Below are 17,683 nucleotides of genomic sequence, written 5' to 3' on the forward strand. Positions count from 1 at the left end.
TCCACCGCTACAATGAGTCTGCATAGGTTGCAGCGCGCGTTGGGTGGATCTTCCCAGACCGTTTGGAAAACCGCCTTAAAAGGTTTTTAAAATGCGCACAATGATTACCAAGCGAAACCCGTTAGCACTGGCGGTAGTTGCCGCCACCGTTGCTTTGGGTAGCACTCAATCGGTACTGGCTCAGTCCGATGGCGAAACCGGCGAGCAGCCCGAGCGTCAACGAGTGAGCATTCAGGCACCGGTTATTGAAGAAGTGCTGACCATCGGTCGCCTGCAAAGCAGCGCCGATTCTATTGTCGATGAGCGTATCGAGCAGGCATTTGCCGCTGATGTGCTTGGCTTCGACCAAATTTCTCGCGCCGGTGACGCCGATGTCGCGTCGGCACTAGAGCGTGTTACCGGTTTGACTGTTGTCGATGATAAATACGTTTACGTTCGCTCGCTCGGTGAGCGCTACTCAAGCACCTTGTTGAATGGTGCGGCGGTACCGTCGCCTGAGTTAACGCGTAACGTATTGCCGTTGGACTTGTTTCCCTCGACTATTGTTAAAACCCTTAAAGTTCAAAAAGCTTATTCGCCCGATCTGCCGGCAACCTTCGGTGGCGGTAATATCGATATTCGCACCAAAGGTATGCCAGACGATGTCGTCCTAGAGGCGTCTATTGGCACCGGCTGGAACACCGTTAATAAAGACGATGGAATTAGTTACTCTGGCGGTGATGTCGATAACACCTTGCCCGAGCCTATCGGCCAAGCTCTGCAACAGTTTCAGGGCGATCCAAGCCCCAACGGCATTCTGAATATCTTACACACCACTGGTGGCTCGCCCAGCCCGGAGCTGGTTGCCGAGGCAAACCAAATAAACCGCAATTTATTATTATCGCTTGATCGCGATGTGCAAACGAGCCCCAAGTCGCTGCCGGCTGATTTTGATGGCAAGTTGTCACTGGGTAACTCTTGGTACCTGGGTGATGACTGGCGTGTTGGCGGTTTGGCAAATGTTTCGTACGATCATCAGTGGCGCAATAAAAATCAGAGTAAAAAAGGTGTGGGTAACCCCGAGACCATCAACTCTGAGGTGCAGCGCACATTTGAAGAGACCCGTGAGTTAGCCGCCGTAAGTGCCGGGGTGAATTTTCAAGAAAGGCACACCATTGAGGCGAGCGCGTACTACATTACCGACGCCGAAGACGTTGCCTCTTACACCGAAGGCTTTGACTCCAACAACAGTGAAGCCGATGGTTCGCAAGTGGTGGACTATCAGACCCGCTATGAAGAGCGTCGTTTAGAAATATTCCAGCTGACCGGTGAACATGATTTTGACTTATTTTCGGGAACGCCCGCCGACGAGTTGATGATCGACTGGTTTTACTCCGACTCGCGCGCCGAAACTGCCGTACCTAACGAAGTCAATATTCAAGCTTCTAACGTACTGGACCCGATGACAGGTGAGGTACTAAAAACTCGCTTGCTATCGACCACCTCGGTGGCCACCTTTGCGTTTTTGCAGCTAGAAGATAACGTTACAAGCTACGGCTGGAACGGTGAGCTGCCTTTGAACTTTGGCGACAACCTGGTGACTTTTAGCGGTGGTTATAGCTACCACGATAAGTCTCGTGCTTATTATGGTTATACCGCCAATATCGACGCCGCCGGTGTGTCCGGCGATGTGATGGAAGGTACGCCTGGGCAGGTATTGTCCGATGAAAACCTCGGTAATATGGACAATAACTTTCAGCTGAGCATGGGTAATGGCTTGGGCAAAGAGAGTTATATTGCCGCTCAGATGACCGATGCCGCTTACGGTATGGTCGATATTAATCTCGATTACACCTGGCGCTTAACCGGTGGGGTACGCTACGAGGACTTCCGCCAAGCAGTACTGCCCGTAGATTTATTGGATTATACCGGTGACTCGATTGTCGATCTGAACGATCAGTTGGCGCAAGAGGATCAGAAATTTGCCATTAAGGATGACGGCTGGTTTCCATCGGTAGCGCTAACGTTTATGGATCAGGGCTTTATGGGCGCCGATGACTTCCAGGTGCGTGCCTCGGTAAGCCAAACCGTGGTTCGCCCCGATTTGCGGGAGATCTCGGATGTCGAGTACATCGACCCAGAGTTAGGTATTCGCGTGCAGGGTAATCCGCTGCTGGAGTTCTCGGAGCTGGACCATTTTGATTTACGTACCGAGTGGTTCTACGCCGGCGGCGATAACTTTACGGTGTCGTTGTTTTATAAAGACATTAAAAATCCTATCGAGCAGACCCGCGCGCCTGGCTCCGATGATGATATTTTGCTGCAGTTTTACAACGCGGAATCCGGTGAAATTTACGGCTTGGAGTTTGAGGGCTTAAAAGACATTGGCGCGGGATTTTTTGTCTCGGGTAACTTAACGTTAAGCGACTCAGAAATTGTCTCGGCCGACGGCCTTGGTTTTACCAACACCACGCGACGTATGACCGGGCAATCTGAGTATGTGATGAACGCGCAGTTGGGTTTCGATTCGCCCGACGGCATGCATACCGCCTCACTCTTGTACAATGTGTTTGGCGATCGTGTTTACTATGCGGCCCGCTCCAACGGTCACCAGGACGCGTTTGAGCAACCGTTTCATTCGATCGATTTTGTTTACACCTTTTATCCAACAAACTCACTTAGCATGAAGCTTAAGCTGAGCAACTTGCTGGGACAAGATCGCGAGTTTGAGCAGGTGAACTCCGCCGGCGAAGCCGTTACGATTCTTAAGCAAGAGCAGGGTACGGGTGTGGGTCTGGATTTTAAATACTCCTTCTAACCACAGCTAATAGCCCAACTGGCACGAGCAATCGTGCCCAAGCCGTCACCGCAAGGTGGCGGCTTTTTTGTTTGTATAGGTGCTATAAAAGCGGCGAACTTTTTGGTGTTTTTTATTAAAAAAACATTTTTTTGCTTTTAGTATCGGATATTTCTGATGGTCAGTGTGACAGCCGTCACGGTATAAAGTATTTGATGAATGCTCGCTCAGTGTCGGGCAAAAACAAAAAATATTCGACGCCACATTGCTCGCAGCCCCCGTCAGCACTCAAGCGCTGAACTGACGTCCCCCTTTATAAGCCTGTCTTGTGCCAAAGTGGGCCTTATTTTTGTGTCACACCTTGGCGATAAAGTAAAAGTGCAACGCATTGTTGTCGCTTTCGTCTCACTATAAAGCTCACTGGAGAAGGTAATACGTGGGTTTACGGTTATCGCTTCACAGCGTATCCGGCAATCCGTCAGGGACATAACGAATAATCACTACCTGGAGAATCTCTATGAGCGATTCTAGTAAACGACCTGGGCGTCTTGTCGCCTTTACCGCCGTTGCCTGCCTGGGTTTTGCCGCCCAAGCGCAGGCACAAGTTGGCCCGTTACTGTGGGAGGACAACTTTAACACCCTAAACACCGACCACTGGAACGTCATTGAAGGCGATGGCTGCCCCGGACTGTGTGGTTGGGGTAACCAAGAGCTCGAATATTACCAAGATGATAACGTCTCCATCGAGCCCGTACCCGGCGAGTCAGGAAACTCCGCGATTGTACTGGAGGCGCGCAATCAATCTGTCGAAAACCGGGCGTTTACTTCCGGTAAGCTCGACAGTAAAAATGGCGTATCTGTGAAATACGGCATGATCGAGACGCGCATTCGCGTCCCTAACCTTGATACTGGTTTGTGGCCCGCGTTTTGGCTGTTAGGTACCAGTACGTCACCGTGGCCCGCCAAAGGCGAGATTGACATGATGGAGATGGGCCACAAACAGTCTTACATCGATGCGGAATTTTCCGGTGCCAACATCAACCACTTTGTTGGCTCTAACGCCATCTTCTATGCCGATGCTGCCTGTGTCCCGGCCAACCCAACCTGTGCCGCCAGTACCGCATTTGAAACCGACAACGCCTATTTGGCAAGCACATCACTGGCCGATCGCTTTGTGACTTATCGTCTGTACTGGACGGATCAATCGCTGCGTTTTTCGGTGGTCGATAACGGCACCGAATACGATATGTACGATTCGCCGATTCCGGTCAACGAAGAGTCGAGCGAATTTCGCCAACCATTTTATCTGTTGATGAACCTGGCCGTCGGTGGCAACTTCACCGATGCCCTGCAAAATAGTCAGGTAACCGCGCCATTGCCCGCCAAAATGTACATCGATTACGTCCGCGTCTACGAGTACAACGGCCTGGGTGAAGTGACTCTGGGTAACCCCTCCGAACCTGAAACCGGCACCTTTGGGGTGTTCAGTGATCGCACCGATACCAGCCGCTCGCTGGCGAGCGGTGAGACCTCGGATATTTATATCTGGAGCACCAACTCGTTGGTGGGCGGTAATGCGCAGCCGTTCGAGGGCTCAGAGGTCATCTCCTGGGATTACACTGCACCCGGCCAGTGGTTTGGCGGCGGCGTGCAATCGCGTCAACCGCTGGATATGAGCAATTTTGTCGATGGTGACTTAAGCTTTCGTATTAACGTCCCGGCCAATGTCGGGTTTCGTGTTGGTATTACCGATACTTACACCAACGAGCATTACATCGACTTTCCTGCCGGCGAAGAAAAATACGGATTGGTGCGCAACGGCGGCTGGAGCCAAGTCACCATTCCTGTGGAGGAGCTAACCGGTGAGCTTATTGCCCTGCAATCGGTCAGCTACCCATTCGCCATACTTAGCACTGCTACAACACCCGCGAGCAATGTTGCCATTGCGATCGATGATATTGTTTGGCTAGGTGGCGGCGATGCTAACACGGGTGGTGGTGGTAACGACGACGATAACGATGGCGTCGACAATGGCACCGATCAGTGTCCTGGTACTGCAAGTGGTGCACAGGTTAACGCCCTCGGCTGTGCCACCACAGACGCGCAGATTGAGGCCGAAGATTACAGCAACTTTATGGACGCCGATGTAGGTAACAATGGCGGTGCTTATCGCACGGATGATGTCGATATTGAGGCGACCACTGATAATGGTGGCGGTTTTAACGTCGGCTGGACGACTCCCGGCGAATGGTTAGAGTACGACACTAACCTGGCGCCCGGCACGTATCAGGTCAGTGCTCGGGTGGCGTCTCTTAACGGCGGCGGGCAATTCACTCTCAGCGAGGGTGGCGAATCTGTCTCGGCTAACATCGCCGCTACCGGTGGCTGGCAAGTTTGGCAAACCATCGACCTTGGCGAATTGCAAATTAATGCAGACGCAAGCCTGCGTTTAGACGTACAAACCGGAGGCTTCAATCTTAACTGGTTGCGCTTGGAGCAAGTATCCGGCGGTGACGGTGGCGATGATACTACGCCTCCCGCCGGTCCTTACGGGGTAGAGCAAACCTCAGTTGACACCTTGGCGTTTTATGTGCAGTCGTCCTCCTGGGCAGACATTCATTACAGCGTTAATGGTGGTGGGCAGCAAAATGTACGTATGACCCAAGCAAACGGTGAAAACACCTACCCGGTGAGCGGACTATCGGCCGGTGACACCTTAAGCTACAGCTTCACTTACTGGGATGCCGCCGGCAATATGGCTGTCGATACTGCAACACAAACGGTCATCGTTCAGTAAACGTTTTAAAACCTTCCAAGCGGCACCTTTCGGTGCCGCTTTATGGCACGTTCGTGTCAAATCAAAAGTCGATAGTCATCTTGCGTTAAAAGCTTCCGATAAAATATTGGGGTTAGCATAGTGCTGCGTTGTTTAGCTCGCATTTTATTAAGCGTACGCAACGACAAAAAATCGTGACTCTGTGTCGTTAAATAACGCGGTTGACCATAGCGGGTCGATCTTTCGGCATAAGAAGTTGCCCCTCGCGGCTATCGCAAGCGAACGTTTTTGTCTTAAACGGCAATTAAAATAGGGGACTACTTAGACGCTTTTGCTATAGGCCTAGCTAAAAATGGTTAGATTTGTGTGTTTTTTGTGCGTTTAAGGGGGCGGAATCAAAAAAATGCGTTAAAAATCGTGTTTTTTGCAAAAAAATTTTAAAAAAGTCATTTCTGTAATAATAAATTAACAATAGCGTGCTTGGGCCGGTGATATTCTTAATACCAATGGTGCAGAAACAGTTTACCGGCTGCGCCCATTTGAAGTCGGGGATGTCCCCCAGAGATGACGAGGATTTGAGCATGAAAACACTTCTAACCAATAAAGTGCTCGGTTCACTGGCGATTCTGGCAGTAGTGCTGCCTTTTTCTAGCAGTGCGAGCTCCATGTACCAACCCGCTCAGTTTGGTGATGCGGTCGATCAGGTTAGCCAAAAAGTGGTTATCCCGGAAGAAATGCGCCAAGAGCAGCGCACTATCTCAGTGTACTGCCAAGCAGACATCGCCGCCACTGGCGTGACCAGTAATGTCAGCTGTTTTGACAAAGCCGCCTACGACGACCTGCAAGGGCAAACCCAGCGCGCCATCGAAGGGCTAAGTTTTGCACCTGCGCAAGTGGACGGCACCGCTGTTCCGGTGCGTATGGGCTTTCGGGTAGTCTACTCACGCAACGACAGTCAGCCCAACGTGGTAATGCTGCCTAACCTGGGTACCCTACAGCGTGAATACGGCGTTAGTTACGTTGCACCGCAAGAGCGCTTGGATCAAGCCGACTGGTACAGCGCCTACGCCGCCGACGGCAACGCAAACGGCAAGCCGTTTTTTAACGAAGGTCAGCTGGCCCGTGTGGTGGGCGAGGTGAATGCCGATGGTGAAGTCAGTTCGGTTAAGACTGTCGAGGCGCGTGGTCGCACTCGTCGCGATGCCAAAGTAGTCGAAGGCGCGTTAAAAAATTCTCGCTTTATCCCAGGCTTTGTTGGTGATGACGCGGTGAATATGCACTACATTGCAGTGCTGAATTACCCCGAGAACGATTAATGTTCTCTTAGCCCAAGGGCTAGCTCCTGTCGTAAAAGCCACCTCCGGGTGGCTTTTTTATGGCAAATACCGTTACACGGCAGCCGTGTTAAGTGAGCTCAATACAGGCGCGCTCCCGTGCGCTGCGCTCGACGACCTCGATCATTCCCACCGTTACCAGCGCCTGCTCGGCTTGTACCAATAAGGTATCGCCGTGCACTACATGGCGGTACACATTATCGTAAAACAACGGGTAATTACCGGCCACAGTCGGGTAGGCCTCACGGCCTTTATCGGTGTGAATATGGCCCCACTCGTGGGGTGCTTCATCGGCCCAGTTGGCCCCTTGCGGCACCATGCCAGCGGCCAGGCGGGCTTCTTGTACATCGCCCAGCGGTTTTAGGTAACTGCCTTGATCGCCGTGGATGACGTAGGCCGGGGCCGGCTCGCGCGCAAGCATACTCGCTTTTAATAAACACTTATGGCCGGGGTAATCGAGCCGCACATCAAAGTAATCGCAGGTTTTTGCACCGTCACGCTCTATGCGTAAGTCGGCATAAACCGACTGGGGTAAACCAAACAAGATTAAACATTCATCCAATAAGTGCGAGCCTAAATCGTACAGCAAGCCGGCGCCGGGGCCCGGCTCTTCCTTCCATTTTTTAGGGCCGGGCGCGGGCCGAAACCGGTCGATGGTAACGGCAAAGGTATTAATCTTACCCAAACGCTTTTCGTGCAATATTTTTTGTGCGGTGTTAAAGCCCGACTGCAACCGTCGGTTGTGAAACACCGTTAACATAAGCCCGAGCTGCTCGGCCAGCTCAATCAGCTCGCGGCCTTCATCAATCGTCGCGGTAAAGGGCTTTTCTAACACCACATGCTTGCCGGCGCGCAAGGCATCACGGGCCATGGGGTAGTGCAACGCATTAGGGGTGTTAACCACCACAATATCAATAGTCGGGTTGCCGATAAGCTCGGCAAAGCTGCGGGCAATGTGCGCCTCGGGGTAGCGCTCTTGGGCGGTGTTGCTGCTGCGCTGCAGCACAGCGGCAAGCTTTAGGTTTGGGTGTGCGGCAATCAGTGGTGCGTGAAATACCTTGCCAGACATGCCGTATGAGGCCAGTGCAATGTTTAGGGGTTTGCTCATGGGGTAAAGTGTCCGGTAGTGGCCGTAGGCGCCGTGCAAGAAAACGCTTTGTGTTAGTCCAAGCGCTTTTTAAAGCGCAGTGATGCAATAATAAGCCCCACAACCGTAAAGGCCGCCAGCCAACACAGGTCAAACGTTAGCTGCCCGAGGTCGGCATCGCGCAGCACAACCGCGCGTATTAAACGCATATAGTGAGTGGCGGGCAGCGCCTCGGCAACCCACTGTGCGGCCACGGGCATGGCTTGATAGGGAAACATAAAGCCGCTTAATAAAATAGAGGGCAGCAATACAAAAATGGTCATCTGCATTGCTTGCAGTTGCGTTTTAGCAATGGTCGAGAGAATCAGGCCCAGGGTTAAACTGGCGCCGATAAAAACCAAGGTGATCACACAAAGGGCAATGATGCCGCCACTAATAGGCACATCAAACACCCAGTGGCCGAGCTGCAAAATAATGGCTGTTTGAATAAAGCCGATTACCACGTAGGGAATAATTTTGCCCAGCATTAGCTCCATGGGCCGCACGGGCGTGGTAATCAAAAGCTCCATGTTGCCCCGCTCGCGCTCGCGCACAATCGCCGCCGAGGTAAACATAATCATGGTCATGGTCAGAATCACACCCACCAAGCCAGGCACAATATTAACGGCGGTGCGTCGCTCGGGGTTGTAAAAAATGGAGGTGGCAAAGGTTGGTTGGCTGATATGCCGCTCGGCGCTGGGCTCGGGTATCAACTGATCGAGCGGCATATTGGCCAGCCCTAAGAGCGCCGAGCTGACCAAACTGTCCGAGCCATCCACCATCCACTGGCCCACCACGTCGCCTCGTACTAAGCGATTACTTAAATCGTTGGGTAGCACCAATACGGCGCTTACTTCACCGGCGGCGATGGCTTTTTGCGCCTGTTGCGGTGTCGGGTAATGGTGGGTGATATCAACGACGCCGGTGGCCTCGGCGGTGGCGGCAATCAAGCGCCCGGCGGTTGTTTCGCTTAAATCGGTCACGCCCACGGGAATATTACGCACGTTGGTATTAATGGCAAAACCAAACAGCAGCAGTTGCACTAAAGGGATCATCACCACCATGCCAAAGGTCAGCCGATCGCGCCCCAGCTGACGAAACTCTTTTGTGGCAATGGCAAGCAGCCGATAAACATTCATAGGCTGCCTCCGGTATTGCGCTGCCCGGACGCCTCTGTGGTCACGGTCACAAACACATCTTCTAGGCTCGGGTGGGTAAGGTGTAGTTCGGCGTCGGGTAGCTCGGCGCTACGGCGCACAAATTCGGCCGGATCGCTCACCCTGTTATCCACCAGCACTCGCAAGCGCGCGCCTTGTTGCGAGGCCGAATGTACCTCGGGGCAATCCAGTAGTTGTTGGCGAACTTGGCGCAGGTGCTCGCCGCCGACCTCCACCACTTGCGCGCCCAAGTCGTCCATAAGTTGTTGCGGTGTTCCCTCGGCGACCAGTTTTCCGGCATTGAGGATGGCCAAACGATGGCAGCGCTCCGCCTCATCCATATAGTGGGACGAGACTAAAATAGTCGTGCCCTGATCGCACAGATCGAACAACTTCTCCCAAAAGTGGCGGCGGTTTTCCGGGTCGACCGCCGAGGTGGGTTCGTCTAAAAATAACAAATCGGGCTTGTGGAATACCGCCGCCGCCAGTGCCAAACGCTGTTTTTGCCCGCCACTTAAGCTGCCAACGCGCTGTTTGCGAATGGGCTGTAAATGGTAGGTGTCGCACAGCTCATCGCTGCGGCTGCGCACAGTGCGGCGGTTAAAACCGTAAATCTGGCCGATAAAACTCAGGTTTTCTTGCACGCTTAAATCGTCGTACAGCGAAAACTTTTGTGTCATATAACCAATGCGTAAACGCAGCGCTTCGGCCTCGCGGGGTATCTCCAGCCCCAGTACATTGACATCGCCTTCACTCGGCTCTAGCAGGCCGCACAGTGTACGAATACACGTGGATTTGCCCGAGCCATTGGGCCCCAAAAATCCGTATATACAACCGCGCTGAATGTTTAAGCTGACGTTATCGACCGCGGTAAACTCGCCAAACCGGCGGGTAACATTATGGGCGGTAATGGCCGCCTCGTCGGTCTCACGGGGCATTGCGGTATACCTGTACCGGCATGCCAGTAGGCAGCTGCTCGGCGTTGGCTAAATCTATCTCGGCCAGGTACACCAGCCGTGAACGATCCGATTTGTTGAGCGCGTAATAGGGCGAAAAAGCCGGGTCGCGCGCGACCCAACGCAGCGTGCCGCTATAACCCTGCGCCACGCCATCGGCTGTTATCCATAAAGTGTCGCCCGTATTGAGGGTGGCCCGCACCGGCTCCGGAATATACACCCGGGCGTAAGGTGCTGCGTCGGCTAATAAGATTGCCACGGGGGTGCCGGCGCTTACACGCTCGCCCAGGTTCCAGGGCAAGCTGTCCAGGTAGCCGGCGCGCGTGGCCCGCACGCTGAGCTCATCCAGCGTTAATTGGGCTAATTGGTGTTGCGCCTTCGCCGCATTGACGTCCGCCTGGGCCTGCGCCAGGGTCTCTTCGCGTGTGCCATTGGTTAAGGCCAGTAGTTGCTCGCGGCTGGCTTCAACCTGCGCCGCCGCGCTGTCGCGCGCCGCTTCGGCTTGGTCGAGATCGGCCTGAGAGTTAACGTGTTTTTCGCGCAGTTGCAGAGCGCGCAGGTAGGTTCGTTCGGCCGAAGTTAAGCTGGCTTTCGCGCCGTTTAACTCGGCGCGGGCGGCATCAATATCTTCAACTCTGGCACCATTGCGCAGCTCGTCAAAACGCGCGTTGGCTTTAATCAGCTCGGCCTGAGCGTTATCAAGTGCCGCTTGTTGGCGGCGCGGATCTAACTGTACCAACAAAGTGCCCGCCGCTACCTGGCTGCCCTCGGCGACCGGCAGCGCGGTAATAATTTCCCCTGAGGTGGCCTTGTGCACAATGCGGTCGCGCTCAAGGGTGCCAAGCGCTAGCGGCTCCGGCTTGCCGCAGCCAGCCAACAGCAGCGCTAAGATGAGTGCGCTTATCCAAAGGCGGTAATAAGTGCTCATGTATAGCTCCTGCATGATTAGGGTTAGCTCAAGGGGCGGTGGTAGAAAGTGTAATGGCTCGGGTACGAAGGTGCTAGGGGGGATTGGTTCTGGCGCACCCGCACGTCAAGTGCGCCGATATCTCAGCCGCCACTAAATTACACACGATTACAGATTAATATTATGGCGTTTTTATCCACTACACTGGGTGGACCCTCTTTTAAGATTACGCGAGGCCTTGCGCCCGATAATAAGGAAGCCGTAATGGTTGCTCGAATCGTTGTACCAAAATTGGCTGTGTTGGTTCTGCTGGCCCTTGTGGTGGCACCCATGGTGACGGCCAAGGGCGCCGACGGCGATGCTATTCATGTTGATCTACAGTCACTCGATTGTGCGATAGCCCCCAAATCGGCGTCGGCCTCTTTACCCTTGCCCGGCTCCCTCCCGTTAGTCGATTACGAGCAAGCGCTTTACCCTTGGGTTATAAACCGCGAATACGCGGCGTTGGGTTGGTGCCACGACAAAGAGGTGCGCGATACCGGGCCTTTCGTTGATGGCCAGTACCATGGTACTCATCCGGCAGTGCTGATTTATTACTCACCTAATATGATGGCGTGGTTGCTCAACCGCGAAAAGGGCATCGAGAGTGAGATTCCCGATGGCGCCATGATTATTAAAGAGATGTACGGGGCGCCGGCACAAATCTACCGCGATATACGCCGCCTTAAGAGTGCCGATGAATACGAGTCTTTGCGATTGCAGCAGCTCTCGGATTGGACGGTTATGGTGAAAGATGCCAAGGCCTCGAGCGACGGTTGGTTTTGGGGTAGCGTCTCGGCGCCCACCTTAGTAAATGGCAAGCGGCAAAGCACCACAGAGGCGGTAAAGGCGCAGCTGGATACCCGTGAAAACAACAACAAGGCAAAGTCCTACGTGGCGACCAACGGCGTTCGGTTGTCCGGTTTTGGTATGCCTTGCCTACGCTGCCACGCCTCGGCGGATAATGAGCTAACCTTTGCCAGCTTGCGTAATATTAACGGGTTTGAGTCTAAGGGCGACCCGCTGCGGTTTCTTGACGATAACTCCTGGCGCACCGCCAGCCACTTCGCTAACTATCCGCTATCCTTGCTGCTCGATGACCCGGAGCTAAAAGCCATCTTCGACGTTCCGCTGTCGCAGTTGCCTTGGTCTACCCAGCAGCGTGTTCGGCGTGCAGCCGCCGACGCCTCGTTTAACGAGCACGATCGCGATTCACAAATGGATGAGGCGACCTACGCCAAGCTGTTTAGCGACGAAAACACGGGTGACGAGCATTACATCAATCAAGCCTTTCTTAACACCTTCCCGCAGATACCGGCATTAAAAGCGGCGGATGTTAAAAAGTTTCCCCAGCAGTGGCTGGATCACGTCGTGCAAAAAAGCGGTGAGCCGCAGGAGTATGTCACCTCGGATAACTGCCTTGGCTGCCACGGTGGCTTAAGTGCCGACACCTTTGGCACCACCATGTTTGTGGCCACCGGCCCCGAGTATGGCGATGGTTTTGATATTTCAGAGTACGGCGAGTGGCGCTGGTCACCCATGGGCCTGGCGGGGCGAGACCCGATTTTCCACGCGCAGCTAGAAAGCGAAATGGCAATATTAAATAAAGACGCCAAAAATCCAGAAGAATCCGGTTTAAAAGGCCCGCTAAAAGAAACCCAGCAAGCGGTAACCAACACGTGCCTGAGTTGCCACGGCGCCATGGGCCAAAGGCAGTTAACGCTAGACGCCCATCAAAACGAGAGCTTGGATAAAAATTTTAAAACCGATTTTTTTTACTATACCGAGCAACTATCTTCCGGAGAGACGCAAAGCTTAGAGGAAAAGCAATACCATCAATACGGCGCACTCGGGCGCGATGGCATCAGCTGCATGGTGTGTCACCGCATTGACGGGCCAGACGAGCAAGCCGTGGCAAGCTGGAACCCGCCGAAGGGTTGGGTCAGTACGGGCATAGAAGATAAAGCGCTGGCGTACTTGTTGTTTCATAACTCCACCGGGCGCTTTGATACCAGCGATGCGGGCACTCTTAATGGGCCTTTCGATGTGGCACAAAAGCCCATGGAGCACGCACTCAATATAACGCCTAGCAAAAACGACTTTATACAAAAGTCGGAATTGTGCGGCACGTGCCACACCATTAACCTTCCTAACATCGGCTCTAGCGATACCCGCTTGCCGGTTCTGCAAGCTGCCGAGGTTGACCCGGCGTTTGCCGAGTATCCGCACTCTATCGAGCAGGCGACCTTTTTAGAGTGGCAGAACAGCGCCTTCGCGCAGGGTGATACCGCGCAAAGCTGTCAGGATTGCCACATGCCCTCAAGCTTTGCCAGCGAGAAAGACGATGTTTCCATTGATGAGCTGATCAGCAAAATCGCCACCATAGAAGACAGCAACTACCCGGATGCCGACCACGGCTTGGCGGCCGATGAACTCGATGTGCCATTTCGCAAAGAGTACAAGCGCCACACCCACGTGGGGCTAAATGCCTTCTTGTTAAGCATGTTTAAACAGTTTGAGCCAATACTGGGGGTAGCCCCTAAAAGCTATATGACGGGAGCATCCGAGGCCGGCGTTGATTTGGCGCTAGAGAGCATGAAGCAGCAAGCGCGTCACAGTACCGTCGATATGAGTATCGATAAACTCCACTTTGCAGACAATACCCTGGTGGTTGATGTAACCGCTAAAAACAAAACCGGGCACCGCTTTCCCAGCGGCGTGGCATTTAGGCGCGGGTTTATCGAGCTGCTGGTAAAAGACGGTGACGAAATCGTCTGGAGTTCGGGGCGCACCAACGATGCCGGTGTTATTGTCGATCACTCGGATCAACCACTGGCCACCGAGTTTTTACCTAAAGGCGATTGCGGGCACCGGAATAATCAACCCGCCGGCTGTTACCAGGCGCATCATCAGGTTATTACCAGCGATAAACAGGTACAAATTTACGAAGAGCTAAACCGCAATAAAGCCCAGGAGTTTACCACCAGCTTTGTTCACCGCGTGCACATCGTAAAAGATAACCGGCTGCTGCCCGATGGCTGGCGCGATTCATCGTTCTTTGAGCCACAAGGCGAGGTGATGACGCAATTTATGGAAGCCACCGATCCGCACTTTGTGGGCACCGACCCCGATTACCAAGATCAGGGTACAGGCTTTATTGGTCGGGACTCGTTGCAGTACCGTATTGATTTACCCGCACACTACCGTGATAAACCACTCACGGTAGAGGCGACGATGTATTACCAGGCGATACCGCCGTATTGGTTAAAGCAACGCTTTGACTTAGCGCCCAACGGTGAGGCCACCCGGCGTTTACATTATGTGGCGAGCCGTTTGAATCTTGAGCGGGAGGGGGATGTGTTTAAGCAGTGGAAGTTTAGGATTAATAGCGCGAGGAAGGTGGTGGAGCCGTAACAGCTCGAGTGTGTTTGAGTTGAGGGCATGGTTGAGGTTCGTGTGATTGGAGCACTGTAGAGAATTTAACTTATTTATGGAAGCTGTGGAGTGCCGCCAAGGCGGGCTTTAGTTTATATGCCCGTGTCGCCGGGCGTGGCGAAGTACTTTTCTTTGCTTGGCCGAAAGAAAAGTACTCAAAAGAAAGGCCACCCCGGCATCTCAGCCCTAAAGGGTTCCCTCACTCCGGCGAATTTTAGAGGGCCGCATCGACACGCCGTCCATGGCGTGGCGATGCTTGCGCAAACGTCCTGTTTGCTTACCCCCTAAAATTAGCCTACGTTCGGCTGGCTGCAGGGGAGCTAAAAGCGGTGCTTCGTGGTTAGTTGAGCCGTCGAAATACCATATTTATTGTCTTCACATCGTCATGCCGGCCTTGAGCCGGTATCCAGTGAGCGGAGTGCATTACCCACGCTTTGAGGCTGGTTTTAGAGGTGCGGCTGTATGGTGCTCTATCAATGTGGGCTTTTATTTTGAAGTCTGTCTTGCCAGGCATATGGCTTTAGATCGTGATTAACATTCGGGCGTTGGTTGGGCTAACCACAATGCTGTTATCCTGTACAGTTGTATGTACGGTCTATTCCAATAGTCGCAATAGGTATTTAAGGAGCCTATTTTGGGAGGTTATTGGCTATTATCATAAATAATATATAATAATCAATGGGATGCAGTATGTTGTTTGGCCGGAAATAGGCTCCCTCCCAGTACGGTCTATTTTTGCTTGAACATAATTCAAACTCTTCTGGAGGTTTGAATTGGCGGGGTCTTCGAGGTAGTTTCGGTTAAAATTCAATAAAGGATAGGCTCCTTGGTGTCGGAATTTCCAGAGGGAGCCTATTAAAATGTTAGATGCAACGTCTCGAAACTTGGCACCAGCTTAAAAACAAAAGGAATGAGAATTATGGCTGAAAATCTACCCTATAGCACTTCTTGGGGAACCTTAGAAAAAATGCTTGAGAAAATTAAGAAAGCATCTGTTCCTGAACGATTTACACAAGATTTTGTTCACACAAAGTTGTCGCTGAAAGGTGGAAGCGCCAATGCATGTATTCCAATCCTCAAGAAAATGGGATTTGTAAATTCTGACGGCACCCCATCAGATCGTTATAAAGAATACAGGAATCCTAGAAAATCGAGGACTGCCCTCGGTGAAGGGTTTAGAAAACTATATGCCCGTCTTTATGAAATGAATGAATATGTTCATGATGTGGATGATGATGAATTATTGGGCTTAATTGTTGAATGTACAGGAGGTGAGAAAGATAGTGCTGCTACCAAATATACCCTAGCAACTATCAATACTCTAAGGAAACACGCTGATTTTGACGTGGATGAATTCAATGGTGATGGTGAAGTTGATACCGATCCAGTCCCGCCTCAATTAGAGGAGGTACGTCAGGACACGATCAACTTACCCAAACAAGTTGAAAATGTTCCTGCCGGAAGCTCAAAAAGCATAAATCTTTCTTATACGATTAATCTAAACCTTCCCGCAACAAAAGACATTGAAGTTTTTAATGCTATATTTAAAAGTCTTAAGCAACATATTCTCGAGGATTAACCATGAACTTCGGGGATAGAGTTAAAGCTTTTGGAATGACTAATATGCTTCTAGAATCGGAGCTTGACGATATAGAGCAAGAATACGAGATTGAATTACGAGATCAAGATCGCGAAAAAATATCAAGTGAGATTGAGGAAGCTTATTTTCCGCAATTCAGTAAAGAGCTTCGCGATGAGGCGTCGCGTATGTCTAGAAACTATGAGCTATTCTACTGTCTAGAGAAAACAATTAGAAATCAAATATCCGAGCTGCTAGAGGATACATATGGTGAAAGCTGGTGGTGCGACAAGTATGTACCGCCAAACATAGTCGGAGACGTAAAGTCTAGGATTCGCAGAGAGAGCGAGTCCGGTATAACTCCGCGCTCTAGCGAGCCATTAGATTACACTAATTTTGGAGAGCTCGGAGAGATTATTAGAAAAAACTGGTCATTATTTTCTAGCGTTTTAAATAATCAAAAAGCGCTAGACAAAATTATGTTTAGCCTAAATACGTTAAGAAACCCGATTGCACACTGTAGCTTGCTAGCAGAAGATGAGGTGTTAAGGTTGGAGCTAAGTTTGAGAGACTGGTTTCGACTTGCAGAGTAAAGCATCTAACAAAAAGCTGCACCTGACATTTTTTGCTACGCTCAATTGTGTATGTCGCTGCGCTCCATTTTACACAATTTCTCTCCGCAAAAAACTTCAGGTGAGCTTGGCGTTAGCTATTCAAGGAAAGTACTGTGTTTAATTATGCGCCCGGACTAGATCAATATGTTGAGCAAAGGCGAAAAAAGGTAGTCGACGGAAATCAAGAGACTATTGAGCAAATAAGAGCGCTTGCAGGTGTGTTTAATAATAAACCTCTAGTAAAAGAGTTAACCCTTAGTATATTAGATTCACTAAGTCGCTGCTTCAATGAAATAGAGAGTCAGCATAATTCAACACTTTTAATGGTCTCGAATCTTAGATTTCTATTTGAAACCTGTATAACAACAAGACTTCTTGTCGCCGAAGAGTCATTTAAGTACAAGTTAAGATACTCGATTTACAAACACCAACTTGAAAAATCAAAGAGCCTCGAAGAATACGCACTGAAAGATTTGCGCAGACTCGAAAAGTTGTCAGCTGAGGAGGCCGCACTTGAGCAGCAAGCATCAAGCCCAGATCAGTTTATGGAAACGAAGATTGCCATAGATAAACTTTATGATGATCTTGATAAGGAAATTTCAATATTCTTAGATATGGCTGAGTTTAACGGTGCTGGATTTCATAAAACGTATATCAATTCATTCCTCTCTCAGCATCAAGAAAGGGAAGAGCAAATAGCCAATGAGTGGCTAGAAGTGAAAAAGTCCCTTCTCGAAGATAGCGAAGCCACGAGCTTATTCGATTTTAGGGGGCAGCTGAGTCGGATTGAGAAAGAACTTAAAGATACTCGAAGCTGGAAGGTTAAAGCTGAAGGCGTTGGGCTAATAGAGATGTACAATTTTATATACGATTATACTAGCTCTCTGTTACACAGTACTTCATATTCATTGTTAGTGCCAAACCAACTAGATGATCCCTACCATCAAAACTAGACACTCAATTTAGCGAGGGCTTCTTGCTCAA

11 protein-coding genes are annotated in these 17,683 nt (G+C 51.3%); 7 read left to right on the forward strand and 4 right to left on the reverse strand.

Annotation, left to right across the window (positions count from 1 at the left end; all coding sequences use genetic code 11):
* Positions 1-91 precede the first annotated feature (91 nt).
* From AACY82_RS10615 to AACY82_RS10625, 3 genes are all read left to right on the forward strand, one after another.
* Positions 92-2,797, forward strand: coding sequence for a TonB-dependent receptor (locus AACY82_RS10615; RefSeq protein WP_339616787.1), 2,706 nt, complete (start codon positions 92-94; stop codon positions 2,795-2,797).
* 496 nt (positions 2,798-3,293) lie between these two features.
* Entirely contained in the window at positions 3,294-5,573 is a 2,280-nt protein-coding gene (locus tag AACY82_RS10620) for a carbohydrate-binding domain-containing protein (RefSeq protein ID WP_339616788.1), read from the forward strand.
* 560 nt (positions 5,574-6,133) lie between these two features.
* Complete coding sequence (locus AACY82_RS10625) at positions 6,134-6,868, forward strand: hypothetical protein (protein WP_339616789.1); 735 nt, start codon at positions 6,134-6,136, stop codon at positions 6,866-6,868.
* Positions 6,869-6,956: 88 nt separating this feature from the next.
* On the opposite strand, the gene AACY82_RS10630 is transcribed toward AACY82_RS10625, so the two are convergent.
* Genes AACY82_RS10630 through AACY82_RS10645 form a run of 4 tightly spaced genes read right to left on the reverse strand, consistent with a single transcriptional unit; the run spans position 6,957 to position 11,053 of the window.
* Positions 6,957-7,994, reverse strand: a complete 1,038-nt coding sequence (locus AACY82_RS10630) for a Gfo/Idh/MocA family oxidoreductase (RefSeq protein WP_339616790.1) — start codon at positions 7,992-7,994, stop codon at positions 6,957-6,959.
* A gap of 53 nt (positions 7,995-8,047) precedes the next feature.
* Entirely contained in the window at positions 8,048-9,151 is a 1,104-nt protein-coding gene (locus AACY82_RS10635; protein WP_339616791.1) for an ABC transporter permease, read from the reverse strand.
* A complete protein-coding gene (locus AACY82_RS10640; protein WP_339616792.1) occupies positions 9,148-10,107 on the reverse strand; it encodes an ABC transporter ATP-binding protein in 960 nt (319 codons plus the stop codon). Before AACY82_RS10640 ends, AACY82_RS10635 begins: the two co-directional genes overlap by 4 nt.
* Positions 10,097-11,053 carry an HlyD family efflux transporter periplasmic adaptor subunit gene (locus AACY82_RS10645; protein ID WP_339616793.1) on the reverse strand — a complete coding sequence of 319 codons (957 nt, stop codon included), beginning with the start codon at positions 11,051-11,053 and terminating at the stop codon, positions 10,097-10,099. The genes AACY82_RS10640 and AACY82_RS10645 overlap by 11 nt, the downstream gene beginning before the upstream one ends.
* 243 nt (positions 11,054-11,296) lie before the next feature.
* On the opposite strand from AACY82_RS10645, the gene AACY82_RS10650 reads away from it, so the two are divergent.
* The 4 genes from AACY82_RS10650 (at position 11,297) to AACY82_RS10665 (ending at position 17,652) form a co-directional block, all read left to right on the forward strand.
* A complete protein-coding gene (locus AACY82_RS10650; protein WP_339616794.1) occupies positions 11,297-14,485 on the forward strand; it encodes a hypothetical protein in 3,189 nt (1,062 codons plus the stop codon).
* A gap of 940 nt (positions 14,486-15,425) precedes the next feature.
* Positions 15,426-16,085: a DUF5343 domain-containing protein gene (locus tag AACY82_RS10655; protein ID WP_339616795.1), complete on the forward strand. Its 660-nt coding sequence runs from the start codon at positions 15,426-15,428 to the stop codon at positions 16,083-16,085.
* 2 nt (positions 16,086-16,087) lie between these two features.
* Positions 16,088-16,678 (forward strand): Swt1 family HEPN domain-containing protein, encoded by a 591-nt coding sequence (locus AACY82_RS10660; protein WP_339616796.1) that lies wholly within the window; start codon positions 16,088-16,090, stop codon positions 16,676-16,678.
* Between the two features lie 134 nt (positions 16,679-16,812).
* Positions 16,813-17,652: a hypothetical protein gene (locus AACY82_RS10665; RefSeq protein WP_339616797.1), complete on the forward strand. Its 840-nt coding sequence runs from the start codon at positions 16,813-16,815 to the stop codon at positions 17,650-17,652.
* The last annotated feature ends 31 nt before the right edge of the window (positions 17,653-17,683 follow it).

The sequence above is a fragment of the uncultured Gilvimarinus sp. genome (assembly GCF_963972205.1).
GTDB classification, from domain to species: domain Bacteria; phylum Pseudomonadota; class Gammaproteobacteria; order Pseudomonadales; family Cellvibrionaceae; genus Gilvimarinus; species Gilvimarinus japonicus.

What these genes read in the sequence shown, in the direction of transcription:
- AACY82_RS10615 (WP_339616787.1), top strand. Translation starts at nt 92, where the DNA reads ATGCGCACAATGATTACCAAGCGAAACCCGTTAGCACTGGCGGTAGTT.
- AACY82_RS10620 (WP_339616788.1), top strand. Translation starts at nt 3,294, where the DNA reads ATGAGCGATTCTAGTAAACGACCTGGGCGTCTTGTCGCCTTTACCGCC.
- AACY82_RS10625 (WP_339616789.1), top strand. Translation starts at nt 6,134, where the DNA reads ATGAAAACACTTCTAACCAATAAAGTGCTCGGTTCACTGGCGATTCTG.
- AACY82_RS10630 (WP_339616790.1), bottom strand. Translation starts at nt 7,994, where the DNA reads ATGAGCAAACCCCTAAACATTGCACTGGCCTCATACGGCATGTCTGGC.
- AACY82_RS10635 (WP_339616791.1), bottom strand. Translation starts at nt 9,151, where the DNA reads ATGAATGTTTATCGGCTGCTTGCCATTGCCACAAAAGAGTTTCGTCAG.
- AACY82_RS10640 (WP_339616792.1), bottom strand. Translation starts at nt 10,107, where the DNA reads ATGCCCCGTGAGACCGACGAGGCGGCCATTACCGCCCATAATGTTACC.
- AACY82_RS10645 (WP_339616793.1), bottom strand. Translation starts at nt 11,053, where the DNA reads ATGAGCACTTATTACCGCCTTTGGATAAGCGCACTCATCTTAGCGCTG.
- AACY82_RS10650 (WP_339616794.1), top strand. Translation starts at nt 11,297, where the DNA reads ATGGTTGCTCGAATCGTTGTACCAAAATTGGCTGTGTTGGTTCTGCTG.
- AACY82_RS10655 (WP_339616795.1), top strand. Translation starts at nt 15,426, where the DNA reads ATGGCTGAAAATCTACCCTATAGCACTTCTTGGGGAACCTTAGAAAAA.
- AACY82_RS10660 (WP_339616796.1), top strand. Translation starts at nt 16,088, where the DNA reads ATGAACTTCGGGGATAGAGTTAAAGCTTTTGGAATGACTAATATGCTT.